Raw genomic sequence first — 16,577 nt, 5'->3', positions numbered from 1 at the left:
GTGAAGATGGGGCGGATGCCGCGACGCGAGTCGCGGCATCCGCCTGCCGACTACCAGCGGTAGTGGGCGAATGCCTTGTTCGACTCGGCCATCTTGTGAGTGTCCTCACGACGCTTGACAGCGGCACCGAGGCCGTTGGACGCGTCGAGGATCTCGTTGGTGAGGCGCTCGGTCATGGTCTTCTCGCGACGAGCCTTGGCGTAGCTGGTGAGCCAGCGCAGCGCCAGGGTGTTCGCGCGGTGAGGCTTGACCTCGACCGGAACCTGGTAGGTGGAACCACCGACGCGACGCGACCGGACCTCGAGGGTCGGGCGCACGTTGTCGAGTGCCTTCTTCAGGGTGACGACGGCGTCCTGGCCATTCTTGGCCGAGACACCCTCGAGAGCGTCGTACACGATGCGCTCGGCGATGGCCTTCTTGCCATCCTTGAGGATCTTGTTGACGAGCTGGCTGACGATCGGTGCGCCGTAGACGGGGTCTGCGACGACGGGGCGCTTGGGCGCGGGTCCTTTACGAGGCATTACTTCTTGTCCATCTTCGCTCCGTAGCGGCTACGCGCTTGCTTACGGTTCTTGACCGCCTGGGTGTCGAGTGCGCCGCGAACGATCTTGTAGCGCACACCGGGGAGGTCCTTCACACGACCGCCGCGCACGAGCACCATCGAGTGCTCCTGCAGGTTGTGACCCTCGCCGGGAATGTAGGCCGTGACCTCGGTTCCGTTGGAGAGCTTCACACGGGCGACCTTGCGGAGGGCCGAGTTCGGCTTCTTCGGCGTCGTCGTGTAGACGCGCGTGCAGACGCCGCGCTGCTGGGGGTTGGCCTTCAGAGCGGGAGCCTTGGTCTTCGAGACCTTCGGCGTGCGCCCCTTACGGACCAACTGCTGAATGGTTGGCACTATTTCTCCTTGTTGTGCTGCACGGTGACAGCTTGATGATTTGTTTCACATCACGACCCACCGGCATCGCAGACGAGCGATGCCGTTTGTATGGTGGGTATGCCGTGGGGGCAGCCCGTTCAGGGCTCCCTTCCTTGTGGCCCTCGGTCGCCGGCTCACATCCCGGCCGGAGCCGGGGCACGAAGCAAGCGCGCACAGGAGCGCACACCCGCCCTACTCTATCGCCCGCCACACAGGCGGTCAAACGCGGGCGCGTGTCTCACGGCCTGCGTTCAGGCAGGGTTCACGTGAGATGTAACACGGATGCCGACATCCGCATTCCTTTCAGAACCCGGGCCAGAGCGGGGAGTCGAGTTCCCGGTCGAGGTCGGCGAGGAGCTGGGCGATCTGCGGCTCGACGATGTCGCCGACGGCCTTCTCTATGCGGTCGCGGTGCTGAACCAGTTCGACGCACACCCGGCGGCCGATCTGCTTGGCGTACTGGTCGGCGAGCTTGACCTCGGCGCGGATGGCCTCCTTCTCGGGCTCCGACAGGGGCTCGGGCGGCGGCGGCGCCAGCTCGGCAGCTGTTTCGCTGGCCAGTTCGCCCAGCGTGAAGAGGTACGGCTGTCCTGGTTCGGGCTCTGGATCGAGTTCGAGGCCCGTCGCCTCGGGAGGCAGCCCCTCCCCCGGTCGATACGGCCGGTGCGCCTTGCGCTCCTCGCTGAGTCGGATCTCGCGGCGCAGCAACGGGAGGTTGCGGTCGGTGTAGTCGTCGACCGCCGAGTCGATGATGAGCTTCATGCGCATCGAGAGCGCGTGCTGCACGGCGTGCGGCACGTCGGTGGAGAGGCCGGCAGCGGCGATGATCGGCGAACCGAAGCACCGACGGCACAATCTCGTTCGCGACCGATGGGTGCCGGGGCGCCATTTAGGCAGCCACCGCAGCCAGTTGTCGACTTCGTGGCTCACACGGGCTTCGATCGAGCCTTCCACGATTCTCACCGTACCGTCCGCCGCGTGATTCCGGGGGATTCGGGCGGAACTCGCTGGGCGGCGTGCTGTCAGCCCCTGCCCGGCTTCTCCCACGGCCACAGTGGTCGCAGGCCCCCATGCAGCTGGCGCAGCAGCACGAGCAGGTAGAGCACTGCAGTGATGACGGCCAGCAGGAAGACGACGAGCGTGAACAGCCGCAGGATGTGATGCCCGAGGAACAGCACCGCGTCGAGGAGGTCGCCCGTCGTCGCCGAGTAGACGACGGCTCCGGCCAGGAGATAGGCGGCAGTCGTCGCTATGCCCGTGGCGGTGATGGCCCAGAGGGAGATGAAGCGCGAGGTGGCATCGACGCGGATGCCGACCACGATGAGGGCGCTGAACAGCACGAAGGCGGCAGCGGCGACCATGAGGGGGCCGACGAGAGGACCGGCATCCGCCTCGTCGATGACACTCACGTCGGTGATGAGGCTGGCGAATCCGAAGGCGCAGACGACGGCGGCGACGAACGCCACGAGCGCGAACACCGCGAGCGTGAGCACGACGCGGCGCGGAGCCTGCTCGGATGCGGGGATGGACATGCACTCAGGCTACGCGGGGTGTGAGCGGCATCCGCGGGCCGTGGCGTGCTCCGGATGCCCCCGACAGCGAAGGAAGCGCGGGTGCCGGTGGATCGGCACCCGCGCTTCCTGCGGTTTCGATGGGCTGCAGCCGCGAGAAGTTCGTTCTCGAGGCGCCCGCGCAGCTGTCAGCGGCTGAGGGTCGGCCCCTCGGCGAGGACTCGCTCGTACTCGACGCGTGCTGCGGCGTTGCGCTCCGTGACCTTGCGTCCGCGCGACGCGATCCAGGCGCCGAACCAGATCGGAACCTCACGGGCGATGACGGCTGCACCGATCGCGAGCGGGTCGAACCAACGGTTGGCGAGGAAGGCGACGGCCTCGTCGTAGGTGAGGTTCCAGGCGCCGACGGTCAGCAGCGATGCCGCGATGTAGGAGAAGTAGACGAGGACGGCGCCGAAGAACGCACCGACGACCCACGACCACCACCCGGCCCGGTTGACGATGGCGGCCAGCAGGGCGAAGGCAGCGAAGAAGGCGATGATCGGAACGTAGAAGACCGGTCGGATCGCGAAGTCCAGGAACGCGTCGGCCGCACCGTCGCCCGTGAAGACGCCTGCAGTGATGAGCGCGACGATCGAGTACAGGATGGCGAACACCGCTGTCGCGATGAGGCCGACCAGGATTCCGAACCCGCGGTTGCCCTTGTCGACGGGCGGCGTCGGCGCCTGCACATAGATGGGGGTCGCCTGGGCCGGATAGGCGTCGTTGGGGTAGCTCGCCGCGGGAGTCTCGTCGACGACGGGCTGGGCGGTTGCGGCCGAGGCACCGGCCGCTGCGGCAGGAGCCGCGATCGTGGAGGGCGAGATGTAGGGCTCGGGCTCGGCCGCGTAGTCGTAGTCGATGGGCTTCTCGTCGACGGGAGCGGCATCCGGGGTCGTGTCGACGGCCGAAGCGACGTAGGGGGCCGCGGGCTCAGGTGCCGGCGGCTCGATGAGCGGCTCGGGCTCCGCAACCGGCGCGGCCGACGGGGCAACGGGCTCGGCGGGAGTGTCGATGACCGTGGTGGCTCCTGTCGACGCGTCGACGGGAGCACCCGCAACCTGCGTCGGGCTCGTGGTCGGCGTGGGCTCGTTCGTGGGCTCTGCGGCCCCGTTCGGCTCCGTCGTGCTCATCTGTCGTACTCCTCCCGCGCCCAGCGGGCGCCCGTTCGTTGCTCACACTAGCAACGGGGCGCCCGGTGGAGCGTTAGGCGTGCGGGGCCGGATGGATCAGCCTGCCGTCGCAGTCGGGTCCGCTGCGACTGGCACCGCGGCCTCGGGGAGCACCCAGATGTAGCCCGTGATCTTCAGCCCCGGCGGAGTCAAGTCGCTCGCCTGCGTCTCGGCACGGACGGCAGTCGAGACCGAGAGCTGCCGAGACCCGAACTGGATCGCCTTGAGGAAAGCGAGCAGCTGGTCCTGGCCTCCGGTCACCTCGATGGTCACCGGTACCGCCAATAATCCTGCCGCGGTCACGAGGTCGTTCGAGTAGGGCATGGGAGCAACGGCGGTGCCCCCAGGGACTGTGGGTACCGGTGCCGCAACGGGCGCGGCAGGCTCTTCCGTCGGCTCTCCGCTCGCCTCATCGCCACTGGCGGACGCATCGCCCTCTGCATCCGCGATCGGCTGAGGCGCGACCGAGGCAGCACCGACAGGCGGGATGTACGGGACGGCGTCCTCGGATTCGACGTTCTTGATCCCGACCCCTGTCGCCGCGGCCAGGGCATCGATCTCCCGGCCGAAGGTGGACATCGACACCTCTGCCGGCAGCGCCTGGCGCAGCGTCGCCTTCTGTGCCTCGAGTTCGTCGAGGTGAGAGAAGTCCTCCTTGAGAGTCACGAGTTCAGCCTCGAGTTGCGCGTTCTGAGCCTCGACGGCCTGTTGGTCCGTCTCGGCCGTCCGCGCCGCCGCCAGTTGCGGCGATACACCCAGGAACCATCCTGCGGCGACGATGATGACGGAGACGAGGACCGCTCCGATGATCCAGATCTGATTCTGCCCGCGCATGTCATTCACCATCCTTCGGTTCGAACCGACCGGCATAAGCCGTCTCATCGAGATGCATCTCGACCGTCGTCTTGTAGGTGCCGTCGTCATTCCGCGTTGAAGGACCGAACTGGGTGTCTATGACGCCGGGGATCTTCGCGAGGTTGTCGAGCATGTCAGGGACGGCACCGAACACTGCACTCGTCCCGACAAGGCGGAGCGTGGCCACCCGGGCGGTCTGCAGCGGGTCGGCCGACTGAGGATACGCCACCATCGGAGTAGCCGAATCGATCGAGAACTCGCTCATGACGGTACCGGCCGGAAGAGCGGCCGTCGCCGAGGCCAGATAGCTCTGCCAGTCGACCTCGGTCCCGCCGATCACGCGTTGCGCTTCGTGGCCGGTCTGGATGCCCTGTTGGGCGGCACGTGCCGCCGCGTACTGGTTCTGCTGCGCGAGCAGACCGACGGTGGTCGCCTGGGCGGCCGCATGGCTGATTTCGGCGTTGATCGCGGCCACCGTTGCGAGGGCCACGCCGGCCACCGTGACGACGGCGACGAGTGCGACGCCCAAACCGAGGCGCCCTCGGAGGATCTTGCCCGCCTTCTGGGCGCGCACCTCCGGTGGCATGAGGTCGACGCTGGGCAGACCCCCGATGACGAGGACGTCACGGCCCTGTGCGATGGTGCTCATGCTGCCTTCCCCAACGCGAGACCGACGGCCACTGCGCCCCGTCCGCCCGCGACCTCGAGTTCCTGCTGCTTCAGCCGGCGGGCGAGTGAGAGCGTCGAGAATGGCTGGGCCGGGACCACCGGTACCCGGACGATCTCTCCCAGCGCTGCGGTGAAGCCCTCGAGCGCTGAGCCGCCTCCGGTGAGGATCACCTGGCGAACCGGCTGAGCCGGCCGCGTGTTCGTGAAGTAGAGGAGTGTGTTCCTGATGCTCGTGAGCAGCTCATTCGTGACCTCGTAGATGACGGTCACGGCCTCTTCGTGCTCCGGCTGATAGCCGGCCGTGGCGAGTCCGATGCTGCGCTTCGCCTCCTCTGCACGGGTGGGATCGATCTCCAGCCTCGTGCCGAGCGTGTTCGTGAGGTCGTCGCTGCCGGTCGGGATGATACGCACGAACTGCGGCACCCCGTGCGACGAGATGATGACCGTTGTCGTATGCGCCCCGATGTCGATCACCGCGGTGGTGCCACTTGCGTTGTCACCGCGCAGCAGAACCCGGCTGAGGGCGAACGGGATGAGGTCGACGTCGACCGGGTTGAGGCCTGCCAGCTGCACGGCGCGCACGTTGGTCATAACGGCCTCTTTGACCGCGGCGATCAGCAGGCCGCTCACATGGGGCTGGCCGCCTTCCCCGATGCTCTCCGAGTTGGGGTAGAAGTCGAGCAGTGCCTCCGAGACCGGCACCGGGATGAGGTCCTGCACGTGGAACGGCAGCGATTCCCGGATGCGCCGCGGCGACATCCGGGGGACGCTGAAATCACGAGCGAGTACGCGGTGGTTCCCGACGCCGAGCACGACGTTCTTGCTGGTGAATCCTCCGGTTGACCAGAGACGCTTGATGGCGCCGGCCACGGTGTGCGGCTCGACGACCTCACCGCGACTGATCGCCCCAGGGGGCAACTCGATCTCGTGGTACCTCACCACGGTCGGCTTCGCCTTGGCGGCGTCCGCGAGTTCGACGGCGCGCAATCCTGCCGATCCGATGTCCAGGCCGACGATGTTCTTCGCCATTTCTACCTCCTATGCCAGCCCGACGAATGTCAGGTACGAGTTCGCGAGTGGTTCGCCGATGAGGATTCCGATCCAGGCGCCGGCGAGCATCCAGGGTCCGAAGGGAAGTGCCGTCTTGCGGTCGGCCTTGCGCAGGAGGACGAGCCCGATCGCGAAGATCCCGCCGAGGAGGAACGCTGCGAACCCTCCGACGACGAGCGGGCCCCAGCCGATCCAGGCCAGGTACAAGCCGAGGACGCCCGCGAGCTTGACGTCGCCGAAGCCCATTCCCCGGGGGTAGACGAGGAGCAGCACGAAGTAGAACGCGAACAGTGCTGCACCGCCGACGAGCGCTCGGATGAGGCTATCCACGTCACCGCCGACGAGGCTGGCCGCAGTGAGCAGGACGATCGTGACCGCGTAGCTCGGCAGCACGATGGGGTTGGGCAGCGTGTGCGTGTCGATGTCGATCATCGCGAGGGCCACCGTGATCGCCGCCAGATAGAGGAACGCGGCGAGCTCGATCGCCCAGGCGATGATCTCGGTGTTCGACGACAGCTCGTCGATCCCGGTCGAGAAGACGACCGCGACGACGGCGAACAGGATCGCGGTTCCGAGCTCGACCGAGGGGTACCGAGGCGAGATGGCGGTGCGGCACGACCGGCAGCGGCCTCTCAGCATGAGCCACGACAGGACCGGGATGTTGTCGATCGGCTTGATCGGCGTCGCACACCGCGGGCAGGCGCTCGGGGGTGCCACCACGGACATCCCTGCCGGCACCCGGTAAATCACGACGTTGAGGAACGAGCCCAGGATGAGGCCGAGGACCCCGGAAAGCACGCCGACCACTGCGACCATCAGTAGCTCCCGTTGACCTTCATCGCGGGAGCGGTCTCCACCCACACGTTGACGCCATAGGTCGTCGTGACCGGCGAGAGGAACTTCGGAGGGGCTGTGAACTTGAATCGGGGATCGTAGACGTAGTTCTTCGTGTAGCCGTTGCCGTTGCCGATCACGAGTCCGCGGAACTTCTGCGCGATCGCGCCGTTGACGTTGAGCACCCCGCGGCTGCCGCCGTAACCCGGGTTCTGGACCTGGAAGGAGTGGGCGACTGAGAGGATGGCGGCGTCGATGCGGCGGCCGCTGTTGCTCAACAGGGTGCCGTTCGACGAGTTGATCGGGTTCCAGACGTAGACGGCGCCGTTGCCGACGAGCCCGAGCATGTCGTCCTGGGAGTCGACGTACTTGATGTCGCCGGTGACGTAGACGTAGTTCTCGGCGGCCACGGTGACCTGCCCGTTGACGTCGCCCTTGACGAAGACGTCGCCGTTGCGGCAGCCGTAGGCCTTTGTCCCCGATGTCGAGTCGGCCGGGGCCTTCTCGTTGGTCGTCGGGAACCCGATGCCGTTTCCGCTTCCCGTGCTTCCGGTCAGCCCCGTGCAGGTGACCCCGGTCGGGAGGGCCGTCGCCGCCCAGTAATTGGGGTTGCCGACGGTCCCCGGCACACCCTGCACGTAGATGACGTTGTTGGCAGGCACGTCGATCGTCGCGCCTGCGCCTGACCGGAGGTCCGCGACCGTTCCGCACGCACCCAGCATGTCCCCACCCGTCGCCGGGTCGCCGACGACCTGGGTCGCCCTGGTCCAGGGTGAGCGCACTGTCATCTTGCCGCTCGAGGCGAAGGTGATGGTCGTCGGACCGGTGTAGAGGCAGCCCGGCCGCGGCACTGTCGTGGCCGTGAGGTCCTTGCGGACCTCGGTCTTGAGCTGCCCGTTCGTCGCCGGCATGCCGACGAGGGGGCTGTAGGCCGGGTAACCGGAGAGGGCGAAGGTAGTACCGGAGCACGAGTTGCCGTTGGAGTCCTGGGCGCGGTACTTCGAGCCCGTCGCCGGGTTCCACGCCGTCGTTGCCGGGCCGAGGAACGTCGTCCCGCAGGCGCGGATGATGTCGTTGGAGTGCATCGGGCCGTTGACGGTGTCACCGTTGACGAAGGACAGCTCGCCGCAGCTGCTGCCCGTCCGCCCCGACCAGGCGTACTTCACGCACGTCGGCACGGACTCTCCGGTGACCTCGGGATCCTGGATCTCGTAGTCGGTGAAGTACAGGAAGTCGATGAACCCCTCCTGCTTGAGGTCCGCGACGATGGTCCGCGTCTCCTGGCCCACCCGGCCGGTCGATCGCAGCCGCAACGTGCCGTAGAAGGCGTAGTTCCGGCTGTCGAGCTCGTAGCGGAAATAGGCGCTGTCGTCGCTGCCAGCGACCTCGGCCCAGGTGCCCGTCGTCCCGATCCCGAAGGCGGGGTTGGTCGCCGTGCCTGTGGGGGGCGTCAGCGTGCTGCCCGCCGAGAATGTCGCGGCGGGATTGCCGTACTTCATGTAGCTCGGGTCTTCGGAGAGCCTGCTCTGGTACTCCTCGATGCCTGCGTACGCCGCCGCCATCGCGCCGTTCCAGTCCTGGTCGTCGCGGGCAGCCTTGATGCCGCCGAGCGAGTAGGCCAGCGCTGCCACCACGAGGACAGCCAGCACGCTGCCGATGCCGATGACCATGACGAGCGCGATGCCCTCGTCGCCGTCCTTCTCGACGCGGGAACGAATGAACCGGGCCAACCTGATCATGATGCCACCCGCGAGACGCCGAGGTTGGGGATGCCAACCGTGTTCTGGAGGAGTACCGGCGCGGCGCGCCCGGTCACGTCGGCCTGCACCTTGAGGGAGACCTGCACGGCGGCGACGTCGCGCAGCTGAGCGGCGGTGAGGCTCGCGCCCGCCGCCAGGTTCATCTCCGTCCCGTCGCTCTTGTAGTAGCTGAAGAGGGTCTGCTCCGTCCCCGTGGGAGCGATGATCTTCCGCGCGACGAGCTTCTGCCAGGTGGATGTCGTCGCGAAGCTCCAGAATCGGGTTCCGACCGGAGTCGCGTCCCAGCGCGTCTCCTGGAGGTCGCCCGTGGTCGCATTGACCGAGAAGTTCACCATGATCGGCTTCGGTGAGGCCGCAGACGTGTCGAGGTACGCGTACATCGTGACCTCCGTGGGCTTGGCAAGGATGAAGACGGGGTCGTTGACCACGCTGGTCTGTACGGGGATCTCGGTCCCGGCGCGGATGACACGGGTGACCTCCCGCATGCCGAGAGCTGCCACATTTGCACTGTCTGTGGCCGAGGCTTCGCGGGTGAAGGTGCGCGACACGTTGACGACGAGGCTCACGACGAGGGTCATCAGCACCGCGAGGAGGCTTATGGCGACCACGAGTTCGGCGACGCCGAGCCCCTTATCCCCCGATACCTGGCCGGCCAGCCGGCGGCGCACGCGGATCACGGGAGCACCACCCTCGGGTCGAGCGTCGCGACGCTCCCCGCGGGCGTGATGGTGCTCGGGAGGGTGACGGCCATGCGTGGAGAGGCGATCGTCGACGTCTGGCTGGTGTTGCTCCCGGAGAACAGCTGCCAGGAGCCGTAGGGCAGGGCGATCGTGATACTTCCCGAGGAGGGCAGGACCTGTCCGAAGGTGTAGGTCATCCTGAGCGGCGTGGCACATCCGGGGTCGGCAGGGGTGCCCGTCGCCGAAACCGCCTTGAGGTAGTTGTTCCCGCTGGCCCAGTTTCCCGAGAGGGTGATGACTCCCATCCGGACGGACACCGGCGCGGAGGACGCCGATGCGCCCGGGAGCGTCGAGACGCCGGGATCCCGGTTGCCGCCGTACGTGATCGCCCCGATGAGACCGTCGGCCCACGCCGACGGGTCCGGCGAGAGGCAGCCCGTCGTAGCCGTCGATGCTCCGACGAACTTCCCGGCCATCACCTCGTAACCGCCGTCACTCGGATAGACCGAGTAGTCCTTGACCTTCGCGGTGTTCGTGCTCGTCGCCGATCCGGTGTACTTGCCGTAGTACACGGAGGTCGCGCTCTGCAGCGGGATGAAGGTGGTGTCGAGATTGTTGGGAAGGTACGCGCCGGCGGGCGCGTTCGAACCGACGGTGGCCCGGATGCCGCCCTGATTGTCATAGGCGAAGTCGGCGGAGATGGACGCACCCGCCGTCACCTTGACCTGCTTCGGCGGTGAGGTCTCCTGCGTGTTCGAGATGTAGCCGCTCTTCGAGATGGAGACGTCGTAGTTGCCCGGACGCACCTTGAGGATGTAGCTGCAGCCCTGGGCATCGGTGGCGCTCGGCGTCTGCGTGAGTGCGGTCGCGCCATCGGGGATGGCACTCGGGACGGCGGTGACGGAGATGCCGGACATCCCCGATCCGCTCGATCCGAGGACGGAGACGAGGATCGTTCCGAGCTGGGGGTCGTTGATGCGATTCCGCGGGTCGATGACCGTGTCGGCGCGGACCGGGGCGATCATGCCCGTCCACTCGACGGTGACGTTGACGCGCTTGTACTTGATCGAGCCGCCGCCTGCACCGCAGAAGAGGTCGGTGTTGGGGTCGGAGACCCACTGGGTGGCAACCGTCACCGTGAAGGTGTCGCCGTTGAGGATAACGTCGTGCGAGCCGCCGGTCAGGGTGAACAGGTCCGCGACGTCGCGGGCGAGGTCGATCTCCTGGGCGGCGAGGTTGGCCGCGACGTGTCGTGCACGGGAGTCTCGCGTCGAGTGGACGACGGAGAGCATCGAGTAGAGCACACCGGTGGAGATGATCGCGAAGATGAAGAGCGCGACCACGACCTCGATGAGGGTCATTCCTGCGTCCCGGTCTCCATCGAGGCCGAGACGCTCACGTAGAGCTTTCACGGTGTCCTTCTGTAGGGGAGTCGGGATCCGCGGGGGTGGAGCTTGTGGAACCGGGTGGAACCGATGCGGGGCGCCGCCGTGGCGACGCCCCGCACGTGGTGATCGGTTGGATCAGTTGGGGCCGGTGATCTTGCCGGTGGTGCTCGTGTAGGTCCAGGTGTCGCTAGCAGTCGGCAGGTTGCTGTTGGTCGACGTGAGGACGTAGCCGGTGGCGGTCGGGGTACCGGAGACCGCGACGGTCACACCATCGGTCTGCGTGTAACCGTTCGCTGCGAGGGCGGCGGTGGTGAGGCTGCCGTAGGCGCCGTTGTTCTTCGTTGCGAAGGTCTCGGCGGCGATGGTGGCGTTCTTCAGGTCCGACTGCGCCGCAGCCTGCCAAGCACCCTCGCGCTGCGAGAGGAAGACGGGGATGGCGATGGCGGCGAGGATGCCGATGATGATGACGACGACGAGGAGCTCGATGAGGGTGAAGCCCTTCTGGCCTTCCTCCTTCTCCATTGCCTGGCGACGGTCGCCGAGTGCTTTCAGCATGCTGTTCATGGATTTTCCATTCTGTCCGTAGGGTGACGTCTGGCCGGAGGTAGGTCGACCGATCCTGATGCTATTGGCGGCATATTCGGACCCAAAATCCCCCTCCCGGGGGTAAAAGGGCCTCGACTCGCCCCCAGTGCTGGGGTGATGCGGTGCAGATTTCTGAAGCTCGACGACGCATACCCGGCAGGGCATACGCCAAGCGACTCGGGCTACTTGATCTCGTTGAAGATCGAGAAGATCGGCATGTAGAGGGCGACGATCATGCCGCCGATCACCGCGCCCATGACCGTGATCATCAACGGCTCGATGAGTGCGGTGAGCTGTTCTGTGGTGGCCTCGACCTCGTCGTCGTAGAAGTCCGCGATCTTGCCCAGCATGCTCTCCAGCGATCCCGAGTCCTCCCCAACGGCCACCATCTGGACCACCATTGCGGGGAAGACCGGTTCGTTGGCCAGTGGTTCCGCAATGGACTTGCCGATCCGCACCGAGTCGGCGACCTTGTGGAGGGCGTTCTGGATGACGGTGTTCCCTGAGGTCTCACCCACGATGCTCAGCGCCTGCATGATCGGCACGCCAGCTCCCAACATGGTGGAGAAGTTCCGCGAGAACCGAGCGATGGCCACTTTGCGGTTGAGGTTGCCGAAGACGGGCAGCTTGAGCTTCCAAGGATCGACGAACTGGCGCACCCGCTCGGTGTTCTTGTTGCGGGCCCACCAGACTCCGAAGACGACGAGGCCGATCGCGATCAGCGGACCGGCCCAGATCATGTTCTTGGAGAGCACGACGAGGATCTGCGTCGGGATCGGCAGGTCACCGCCGAGGTCCGCGAACATCTTCTCGAACACCGGCACGATGAAGATGAGCATCCCCACAACCGAGAGCAATGCGATGCACAGCACGACCACCGGGTAGGTCATGGCCGACTTGATGGTCGACTGGAGCTTGACCTCCTTCTCGAAGGTCTTGGCGACCGACTCGAGGGAGCCATCCAGGAATCCGCCGGTCTCGCCGGCACGGATGAGGTAGATCATGAGGGGCGGGAAAATGCGGGGCTGTTTGGCCATCGCCACCGACAGGGAACCCCCGCTCTCGATGTCGGCCCGGACCTCGTCAATCGCCTTGCCGAGGGCCTGGTTCTCGGTCTGTTCGCCCAGGATCGTCAGGGTGCGTAGCAGGGAGAGGCCCGAGGAGATCATCGTCGCCATCTGGCGGCTCATGATCGAGAGGTCCTTGAGCTTGACCCCCTTGTTCATGCCCGGGATCGAGATCTCCCGTTGCAGGCCCGTACCGCCGGCCGACTCCTCGACCTCGATTGGCGAGATGCCCATCGAGCGCATCCTCGAAATCGCGCTGCCGGAACTACCTGCGTCGAGGCGCCCCTTGACGATCTTGCCTTCGGCGTTGCGCCCCTTGTAGTCGAACGTCTTGACGGCGGTGGTGGTGGTGCTCATCAGTGCCTGCCTCTGTTCGTGAAGGCATCGTCGAAGTCGACACCGGTCTGGGACATCACGCTCGCCCGCGTCTCGACCCGGTTCACGAGCGACAGCATGCCTTCTGTGTCCTGAGCCTTGTCCACGGCGGCTTGCTGCGTGATGACGCCGCGATTGACGAGGTCGGCGAGATGCTGGTCGATGGTGTGCATCCCGAAGGATCCACCGGCCTGCATCGCAGTGGGAACCTGGTGCGTCTGGCCCTCGCGGATGAGGTTCGATACGGCGGGCGTCGTGATCAGGACCTCCGTCGCGACGACACGGCCCTGACCGCTCGCCTTTTTCACGAGGGTCTGGCACACGACGCCCTGAAGCGTGGCCGCGAGCTGTGCACGCACCTGATTCTGTTGGTGCGGTGGGTAGACGTCGATGATGCGGTCGATGGTCTGCGCTGCGCTCTGCGTGTGCAGGGTCGCGAATACGAGGTGGCCCGTTTCGGCGGCGGTCAGGGCCACCGAGATGGTCTCGAGGTCGCGGAGCTCGCCGACCAGGATCACGTCGGGGTCTTGGCGGAGGACGTGCTTGAGAGCAGAGGCGAAGCTGTGCGTGTCGTGGCCCACTTCGCGCTGGTTGACCAGCGACTTCTTGTGGTTGTGCATGAACTCGATCGGATCCTCGACGGTGACGATGTGATCGGCACGCGATGAGTTGACGAGGTCGATGAGCGCCGCCAGAGTGGTCGACTTCCCCGAGCCCGTTGGGCCGGTGACGAGGACCAGGCCGCGTGGGAGGGAGGCGAATCGTCCGACTGACTCCGGAACGCCGAGCTCACCGAGGGTCTTGATCTCCGTCGGGATGATTCGGAACGCGGCGCCGATGCTCTCCCGCTGCTGATAGAAATTGACTCGGAATCGGGCGTTCTGGGAGACCGTGTAGGCGAAGTCGAGTTCGAGTTCGCGCTGGAAGCGCTGCTTCTGCTCCGGCGACAGGAGGGTGAAAAGCGCCTGCCGTACCTTGTCGCTGGACCAGGCTTCGCCGGGTAGCTGGCTGAGGCCTCCGTGTATACGGATGGTGGGGGCCGAATTCGCGGTGACGTGCAGGTCGGAGGCTCCCTGCATGACGACCTCGATCAGCGCCGCGATGAGCTCAGGGTCCGCGCCGTCGCGGGGGGAGATCCGCTCCTCTTCCTCTGCGTCTTTCGAACCCGAGATGTCTGGAGCGCTCACCGCCGCGGGGGCGAGCTGGTCAGGCGCTGGCGCGGAGCTGGACTTCGTGGCGTCGGTGTCGATGAGTCCTCCGGCCGCGGTGATGCCAACAACTATCGGCTGCACCGGAACGGCGAACCCGGCAGGGTCCTCGTCCTGAACCAGGTCGGTCTCCGGTGCAGGCCCACCCTGCTCAGTCGCCGCCTGTGACCACGCCTCCAGGAGCTCCGTCGCGGTCGGCTCGGCGCGGACGCGGTTCACTGCGGTGGCAGCCGGCGGTGGAGGCGGGGAGTCCCGGTCCTCAGGAGTGGCGACGACATCCTCGAAGGACCGCCGCAGCGCTTCGGCCCGCGAGCCGATCGGATCCAACGTGGTGGCCGCCGGTACGAAGGGGGTCGGCTCGAGCGGGGCGATCGACCCGTAGTCAGGCAGCGCGGGTGCCGCGAAGGGCTCGTTCAGTTGCTCTGTCATCTGGTCCGCCTTTCGGGGCACTACTGGCTCAGAGGGGTACTTCTCGGCGCCGCTATCGTGCTGCGGGTCGCGGACGACTTCCTCACGCAGGCTTGCCCGCCACTGCAACTCGAAGAGTGTTGCGAGCTCGTCGTTCGTCGGGTCGCCGGAGGCCGCCGTCGGCTCGGGATCGCGCGGAACCACCGGCTCCGCCCGCATCGGAGGTCGTAGGGGCGCCTCCTGCGTGCCGCCGGTCAGGAGCGCAGCCCAGTCTTCGAACGAGATTCCCGACGGAGTCACCGGGAGCTCTTCGTAAGGGTCGGTCATTGCTTCTCCTTGTTGTCCCGGGTCGTCAGACGACGACCCGCATGATCTCTTCGACGGATGTGAGGCCGGCCTGCACCTTGAGCCAGCCATCCTGGCGCAGGGTGCGCATCCCGTTCGCCTGCGCGGCACGGGCGATGTCGGAGGAGGCGGCTCGGGCGACGGCCATCCGTTCGATCTCCTCGTTGACGGCCATGATCTCGTGCAAAGCCAGGCGTCCGCGGTAGCCGGTGTTCGAGCAGCTCGAGCATCCGGTGGGGGCGAACGTGCCGACGGGATCCCCGTTGGGGTCCACGTCGAAGCGGAGCGCGGCGAGCTGGCGCGCGTCGGTGTAGATGGGGTGCTTGCAGCGTTCGCAGAGCCGGCGTGCGAGACGCTGGGCGACGACGCAGTCGAGGGCCGACCCGACGAGGAACGGCTCGATGTCCATCTCGGTGAGACGAGTGACCGCGCTCGGCGCGTCATTGGTGTGCAGGGTCGAGAGCACGAGGTGTCCGGTCAGCGAGGCCTCGATCGCTATCTGTGCCGTCTCGTGGTCGCGGATCTCGCCGAGCAGCACGATGTCGGGGTCGGAGCGGAGGATGCTGCGGAGTGCACTGGCGAAAGTGAGTCCGGCCTTGGCATTCACCTGCACCTGGTTGATGCCGGCCATCCGGTACTCGACAGGGTCTTCGACCGTGATGACGTTGACCTCGGTGCGCGCGACTGCGTTGAGGGTCGAGTACAGGGTGGTCGACTTTCCGGAACCCGTCGGACCTGTGACGAGGATCATGCCGTACGGCTTGGAGTACGACTCCCGGTAGACCGCGGCGTTGGCCTCGCTGAGGCCGAGGTCGCGCAGGTCGAGGCTGGTGTTGGTGTTGTCGAGGATGCGCATGACGACCTTCTCGCCCCAGACCGTGGGGAGGGTCGCTACGCGCAGGTCGATCTTGCGGCCGCCGGAATTGACCGACATGCGGCCGTCCTGGGGCTTCCGACGCTCGGCGATATCGATATCGCTCATGATCTTCAGTCGCGAGATCACGCCGTTCTGGATGCTTTTCGGTGCGCCTTGCATCTCATGCAGCACCCCGTCGATGCGGTACCGCACGCGCACGCTCTTCTCGGCGGGCTCGATGTGGATGTCGGACGCGTTGTCTTCGATGGCCTGGCTCACGAGGAGGTTCACGAAACGCACGATAGGGGCGTCATCGTCCTGCGCATCCGAGACGCTGAAGGCATCGCTGACCTGGGAAGCGTTCTCCTCCTCGAGCGTGGTCGTGAGATCGCTGAGCTCGTCGTCGGCTCGGTGGTAGCGGGCGATGGCGGTGAGGAGATCCTGGCGCTCAGCGACAACGGCGACGACCTGAAGGCCGGATGCCTCCCGCACGTCGTCGATCGCGAAAACGTCCCCGGGGTTGGTCATGGCGACCACGATGCGGCCGGGGGCGAGCGCGATCGGGAGGACCTCGTAGCGCCGGCAGGTTGCCGCGGAGACGAGCACGACGGCTGCGCGTTCCACCGGATAGTCGACGAGTTCTATGAAGGGGACTCCGGCCTGGGCGGCACGAGCCTTCGCGAGCTGCATCTCGTTGATGACGCCGCGATCGACGAGGCCGCGGACAGCACCCTCGTCGCTTTCGTCCATTCCCATGATCTCGTCGAGGTGCTCGATGGGAAGGTGCCCGTGCAGGATGAGGATCTCTGAGAGCGCAGCCACGCCGATCCTCCCGGTGGGGACACCAAAGCTGCGGCTA

The 16,577-nt window shown here is 66.5% G+C and carries 16 protein-coding genes; all 16 read right to left on the bottom strand.

What is annotated here, in order from left to right; genetic code table 11:
* Positions 1 to 50: 50 nt before the first annotated feature.
* A complete protein-coding gene (gene rpsG / locus AADV74_RS16180) occupies positions 51 to 521 on the bottom strand; it encodes a 30S ribosomal protein S7 (protein WP_055821398.1) in 471 nt (156 codons plus the stop codon).
* On the bottom strand, positions 521 to 895 hold the full coding sequence (gene rpsL, locus AADV74_RS16175; protein ID WP_055821401.1) for a 30S ribosomal protein S12: 375 nt from the start codon (positions 893 to 895) through the stop codon (positions 521 to 523). Before rpsL ends, rpsG begins: the two co-directional genes overlap by 1 nt.
* A 324-nt stretch (positions 896 to 1,219) precedes the next feature.
* A complete protein-coding gene (locus tag AADV74_RS16170; RefSeq protein WP_342116047.1) occupies positions 1,220 to 1,846 on the bottom strand; it encodes a spermidine/putrescine ABC transporter substrate-binding protein in 627 nt (208 codons plus the stop codon).
* Positions 1,847 to 1,938: 92 nt separating this feature from the next.
* Positions 1,939 to 2,448, bottom strand: a complete 510-nt coding sequence (locus AADV74_RS16165; RefSeq protein WP_342116045.1) for a DUF6121 family protein — start codon at positions 2,446 to 2,448, stop codon at positions 1,939 to 1,941.
* Positions 2,449 to 2,615: 167 nt separating this feature from the next.
* Positions 2,616 to 3,599 carry a hypothetical protein gene (locus AADV74_RS16160; protein ID WP_342116044.1) on the bottom strand — a complete coding sequence of 328 codons (984 nt, stop codon included), beginning with the start codon at positions 3,597 to 3,599 and terminating at the stop codon, positions 2,616 to 2,618.
* A gap of 96 nt (positions 3,600 to 3,695) precedes the next feature.
* On the bottom strand, positions 3,696 to 4,472 hold the full coding sequence (locus AADV74_RS16155; RefSeq protein ID WP_342116041.1) for a hypothetical protein: 777 nt from the start codon (positions 4,470 to 4,472) through the stop codon (positions 3,696 to 3,698).
* A gap of 1 nt (position 4,473) precedes the next feature.
* Positions 4,474 to 5,142 carry a hypothetical protein gene (locus tag AADV74_RS16150; protein ID WP_342116040.1) on the bottom strand — a complete coding sequence of 223 codons (669 nt, stop codon included), beginning with the start codon at positions 5,140 to 5,142 and terminating at the stop codon, positions 4,474 to 4,476.
* A complete protein-coding gene (pilM, locus tag AADV74_RS16145; protein ID WP_342116038.1) occupies positions 5,139 to 6,191 on the bottom strand; it encodes a type IV pilus assembly protein PilM in 1,053 nt (350 codons plus the stop codon). The genes AADV74_RS16150 and pilM overlap by 4 nt, the downstream gene beginning before the upstream one ends.
* A 9-nt stretch (positions 6,192 to 6,200) precedes the next feature.
* Positions 6,201 to 7,028, bottom strand: a complete 828-nt coding sequence (locus AADV74_RS16140) for a prepilin peptidase (protein ID WP_342116037.1) — start codon at positions 7,026 to 7,028, stop codon at positions 6,201 to 6,203.
* On the bottom strand, positions 7,028 to 8,776 hold the full coding sequence (locus AADV74_RS16135) for a hypothetical protein (RefSeq protein WP_342116034.1): 1,749 nt from the start codon (positions 8,774 to 8,776) through the stop codon (positions 7,028 to 7,030). The genes AADV74_RS16140 and AADV74_RS16135 overlap by 1 nt, the downstream gene beginning before the upstream one ends.
* Before the next feature lie 5 nt (positions 8,777 to 8,781).
* Positions 8,782 to 9,483 (bottom strand): hypothetical protein, encoded by a 702-nt coding sequence (locus AADV74_RS16130; RefSeq protein WP_342116031.1) that lies wholly within the window; start codon positions 9,481 to 9,483, stop codon positions 8,782 to 8,784.
* Positions 9,480 to 10,898 carry a type IV pilus modification PilV family protein gene (locus AADV74_RS16125; protein WP_342116029.1) on the bottom strand — a complete coding sequence of 473 codons (1,419 nt, stop codon included), beginning with the start codon at positions 10,896 to 10,898 and terminating at the stop codon, positions 9,480 to 9,482. Before AADV74_RS16125 ends, AADV74_RS16130 begins: the two co-directional genes overlap by 4 nt.
* A gap of 111 nt (positions 10,899 to 11,009) precedes the next feature.
* Positions 11,010 to 11,438, bottom strand: a complete 429-nt coding sequence (locus AADV74_RS16120; protein ID WP_342116026.1) for a type IV pilin protein — start codon at positions 11,436 to 11,438, stop codon at positions 11,010 to 11,012.
* A 203-nt stretch (positions 11,439 to 11,641) separates the two neighbouring features.
* Positions 11,642 to 12,883, bottom strand: coding sequence for a type II secretion system F family protein (locus tag AADV74_RS16115; RefSeq protein WP_342116024.1), 1,242 nt, complete (start codon positions 12,881 to 12,883; stop codon positions 11,642 to 11,644).
* The gene (locus tag AADV74_RS16110) at positions 12,883 to 14,538 is read right to left on the bottom strand and encodes a type IV pilus twitching motility protein PilT (protein ID WP_342116021.1); all 1,656 of its coding nucleotides are present in this window, start codon (positions 14,536 to 14,538) and stop codon (positions 12,883 to 12,885) included. The genes AADV74_RS16115 and AADV74_RS16110 overlap by 1 nt, the downstream gene beginning before the upstream one ends.
* A 331-nt stretch (positions 14,539 to 14,869) precedes the next feature.
* Positions 14,870 to 16,540 (bottom strand): GspE/PulE family protein, encoded by a 1,671-nt coding sequence (locus AADV74_RS16105; protein ID WP_342116018.1) that lies wholly within the window; start codon positions 16,538 to 16,540, stop codon positions 14,870 to 14,872.
* Positions 16,541 to 16,577: the final 37 nt, after the last annotated feature.

Origin of the sequence: Leifsonia stereocauli (assembly GCF_038432415.1) — a bacterium.
In the GTDB taxonomy this organism is placed as follows: Bacteria; Actinomycetota; Actinomycetes; order Actinomycetales; family Microbacteriaceae; genus Orlajensenia; species Orlajensenia stereocauli.
Note: the sequence above shows the minus strand (reverse complement) of the source record. Positions and strands in the feature narration are given on the sequence as shown.

Bases quoted from the DNA above. Each gene is read 5' to 3' on its own strand.
- rpsG (WP_055821398.1), bottom strand. From the start codon at position 521: ATGCCTCGTAAAGGACCCGCGCCCAAGCGCCCCGTCGTCGCAGACCCC.
- AADV74_RS16160 (WP_342116044.1), bottom strand. From the start codon at position 3,599: ATGAGCACGACGGAGCCGAACGGGGCCGCAGAGCCCACGAACGAGCCC.
- AADV74_RS16165 (WP_342116045.1), bottom strand. From the start codon at position 2,448: ATGTCCATCCCCGCATCCGAGCAGGCTCCGCGCCGCGTCGTGCTCACG.
- AADV74_RS16110 (WP_342116021.1), bottom strand. From the start codon at position 14,538: ATGACAGAGCAACTGAACGAGCCCTTCGCGGCACCCGCGCTGCCTGAC.
- AADV74_RS16140 (WP_342116037.1), bottom strand. From the start codon at position 7,028: ATGGTCGCAGTGGTCGGCGTGCTTTCCGGGGTCCTCGGCCTCATCCTG.
- AADV74_RS16155 (WP_342116041.1), bottom strand. From the start codon at position 4,472: ATGCGCGGGCAGAATCAGATCTGGATCATCGGAGCGGTCCTCGTCTCC.
- AADV74_RS16120 (WP_342116026.1), bottom strand. From the start codon at position 11,438: ATGAACAGCATGCTGAAAGCACTCGGCGACCGTCGCCAGGCAATGGAG.
- pilM (WP_342116038.1), bottom strand. From the start codon at position 6,191: ATGGCGAAGAACATCGTCGGCCTGGACATCGGATCGGCAGGATTGCGC.
- AADV74_RS16150 (WP_342116040.1), bottom strand. From the start codon at position 5,142: ATGAGCACCATCGCACAGGGCCGTGACGTCCTCGTCATCGGGGGTCTG.
- AADV74_RS16115 (WP_342116024.1), bottom strand. From the start codon at position 12,883: ATGAGCACCACCACCACCGCCGTCAAGACGTTCGACTACAAGGGGCGC.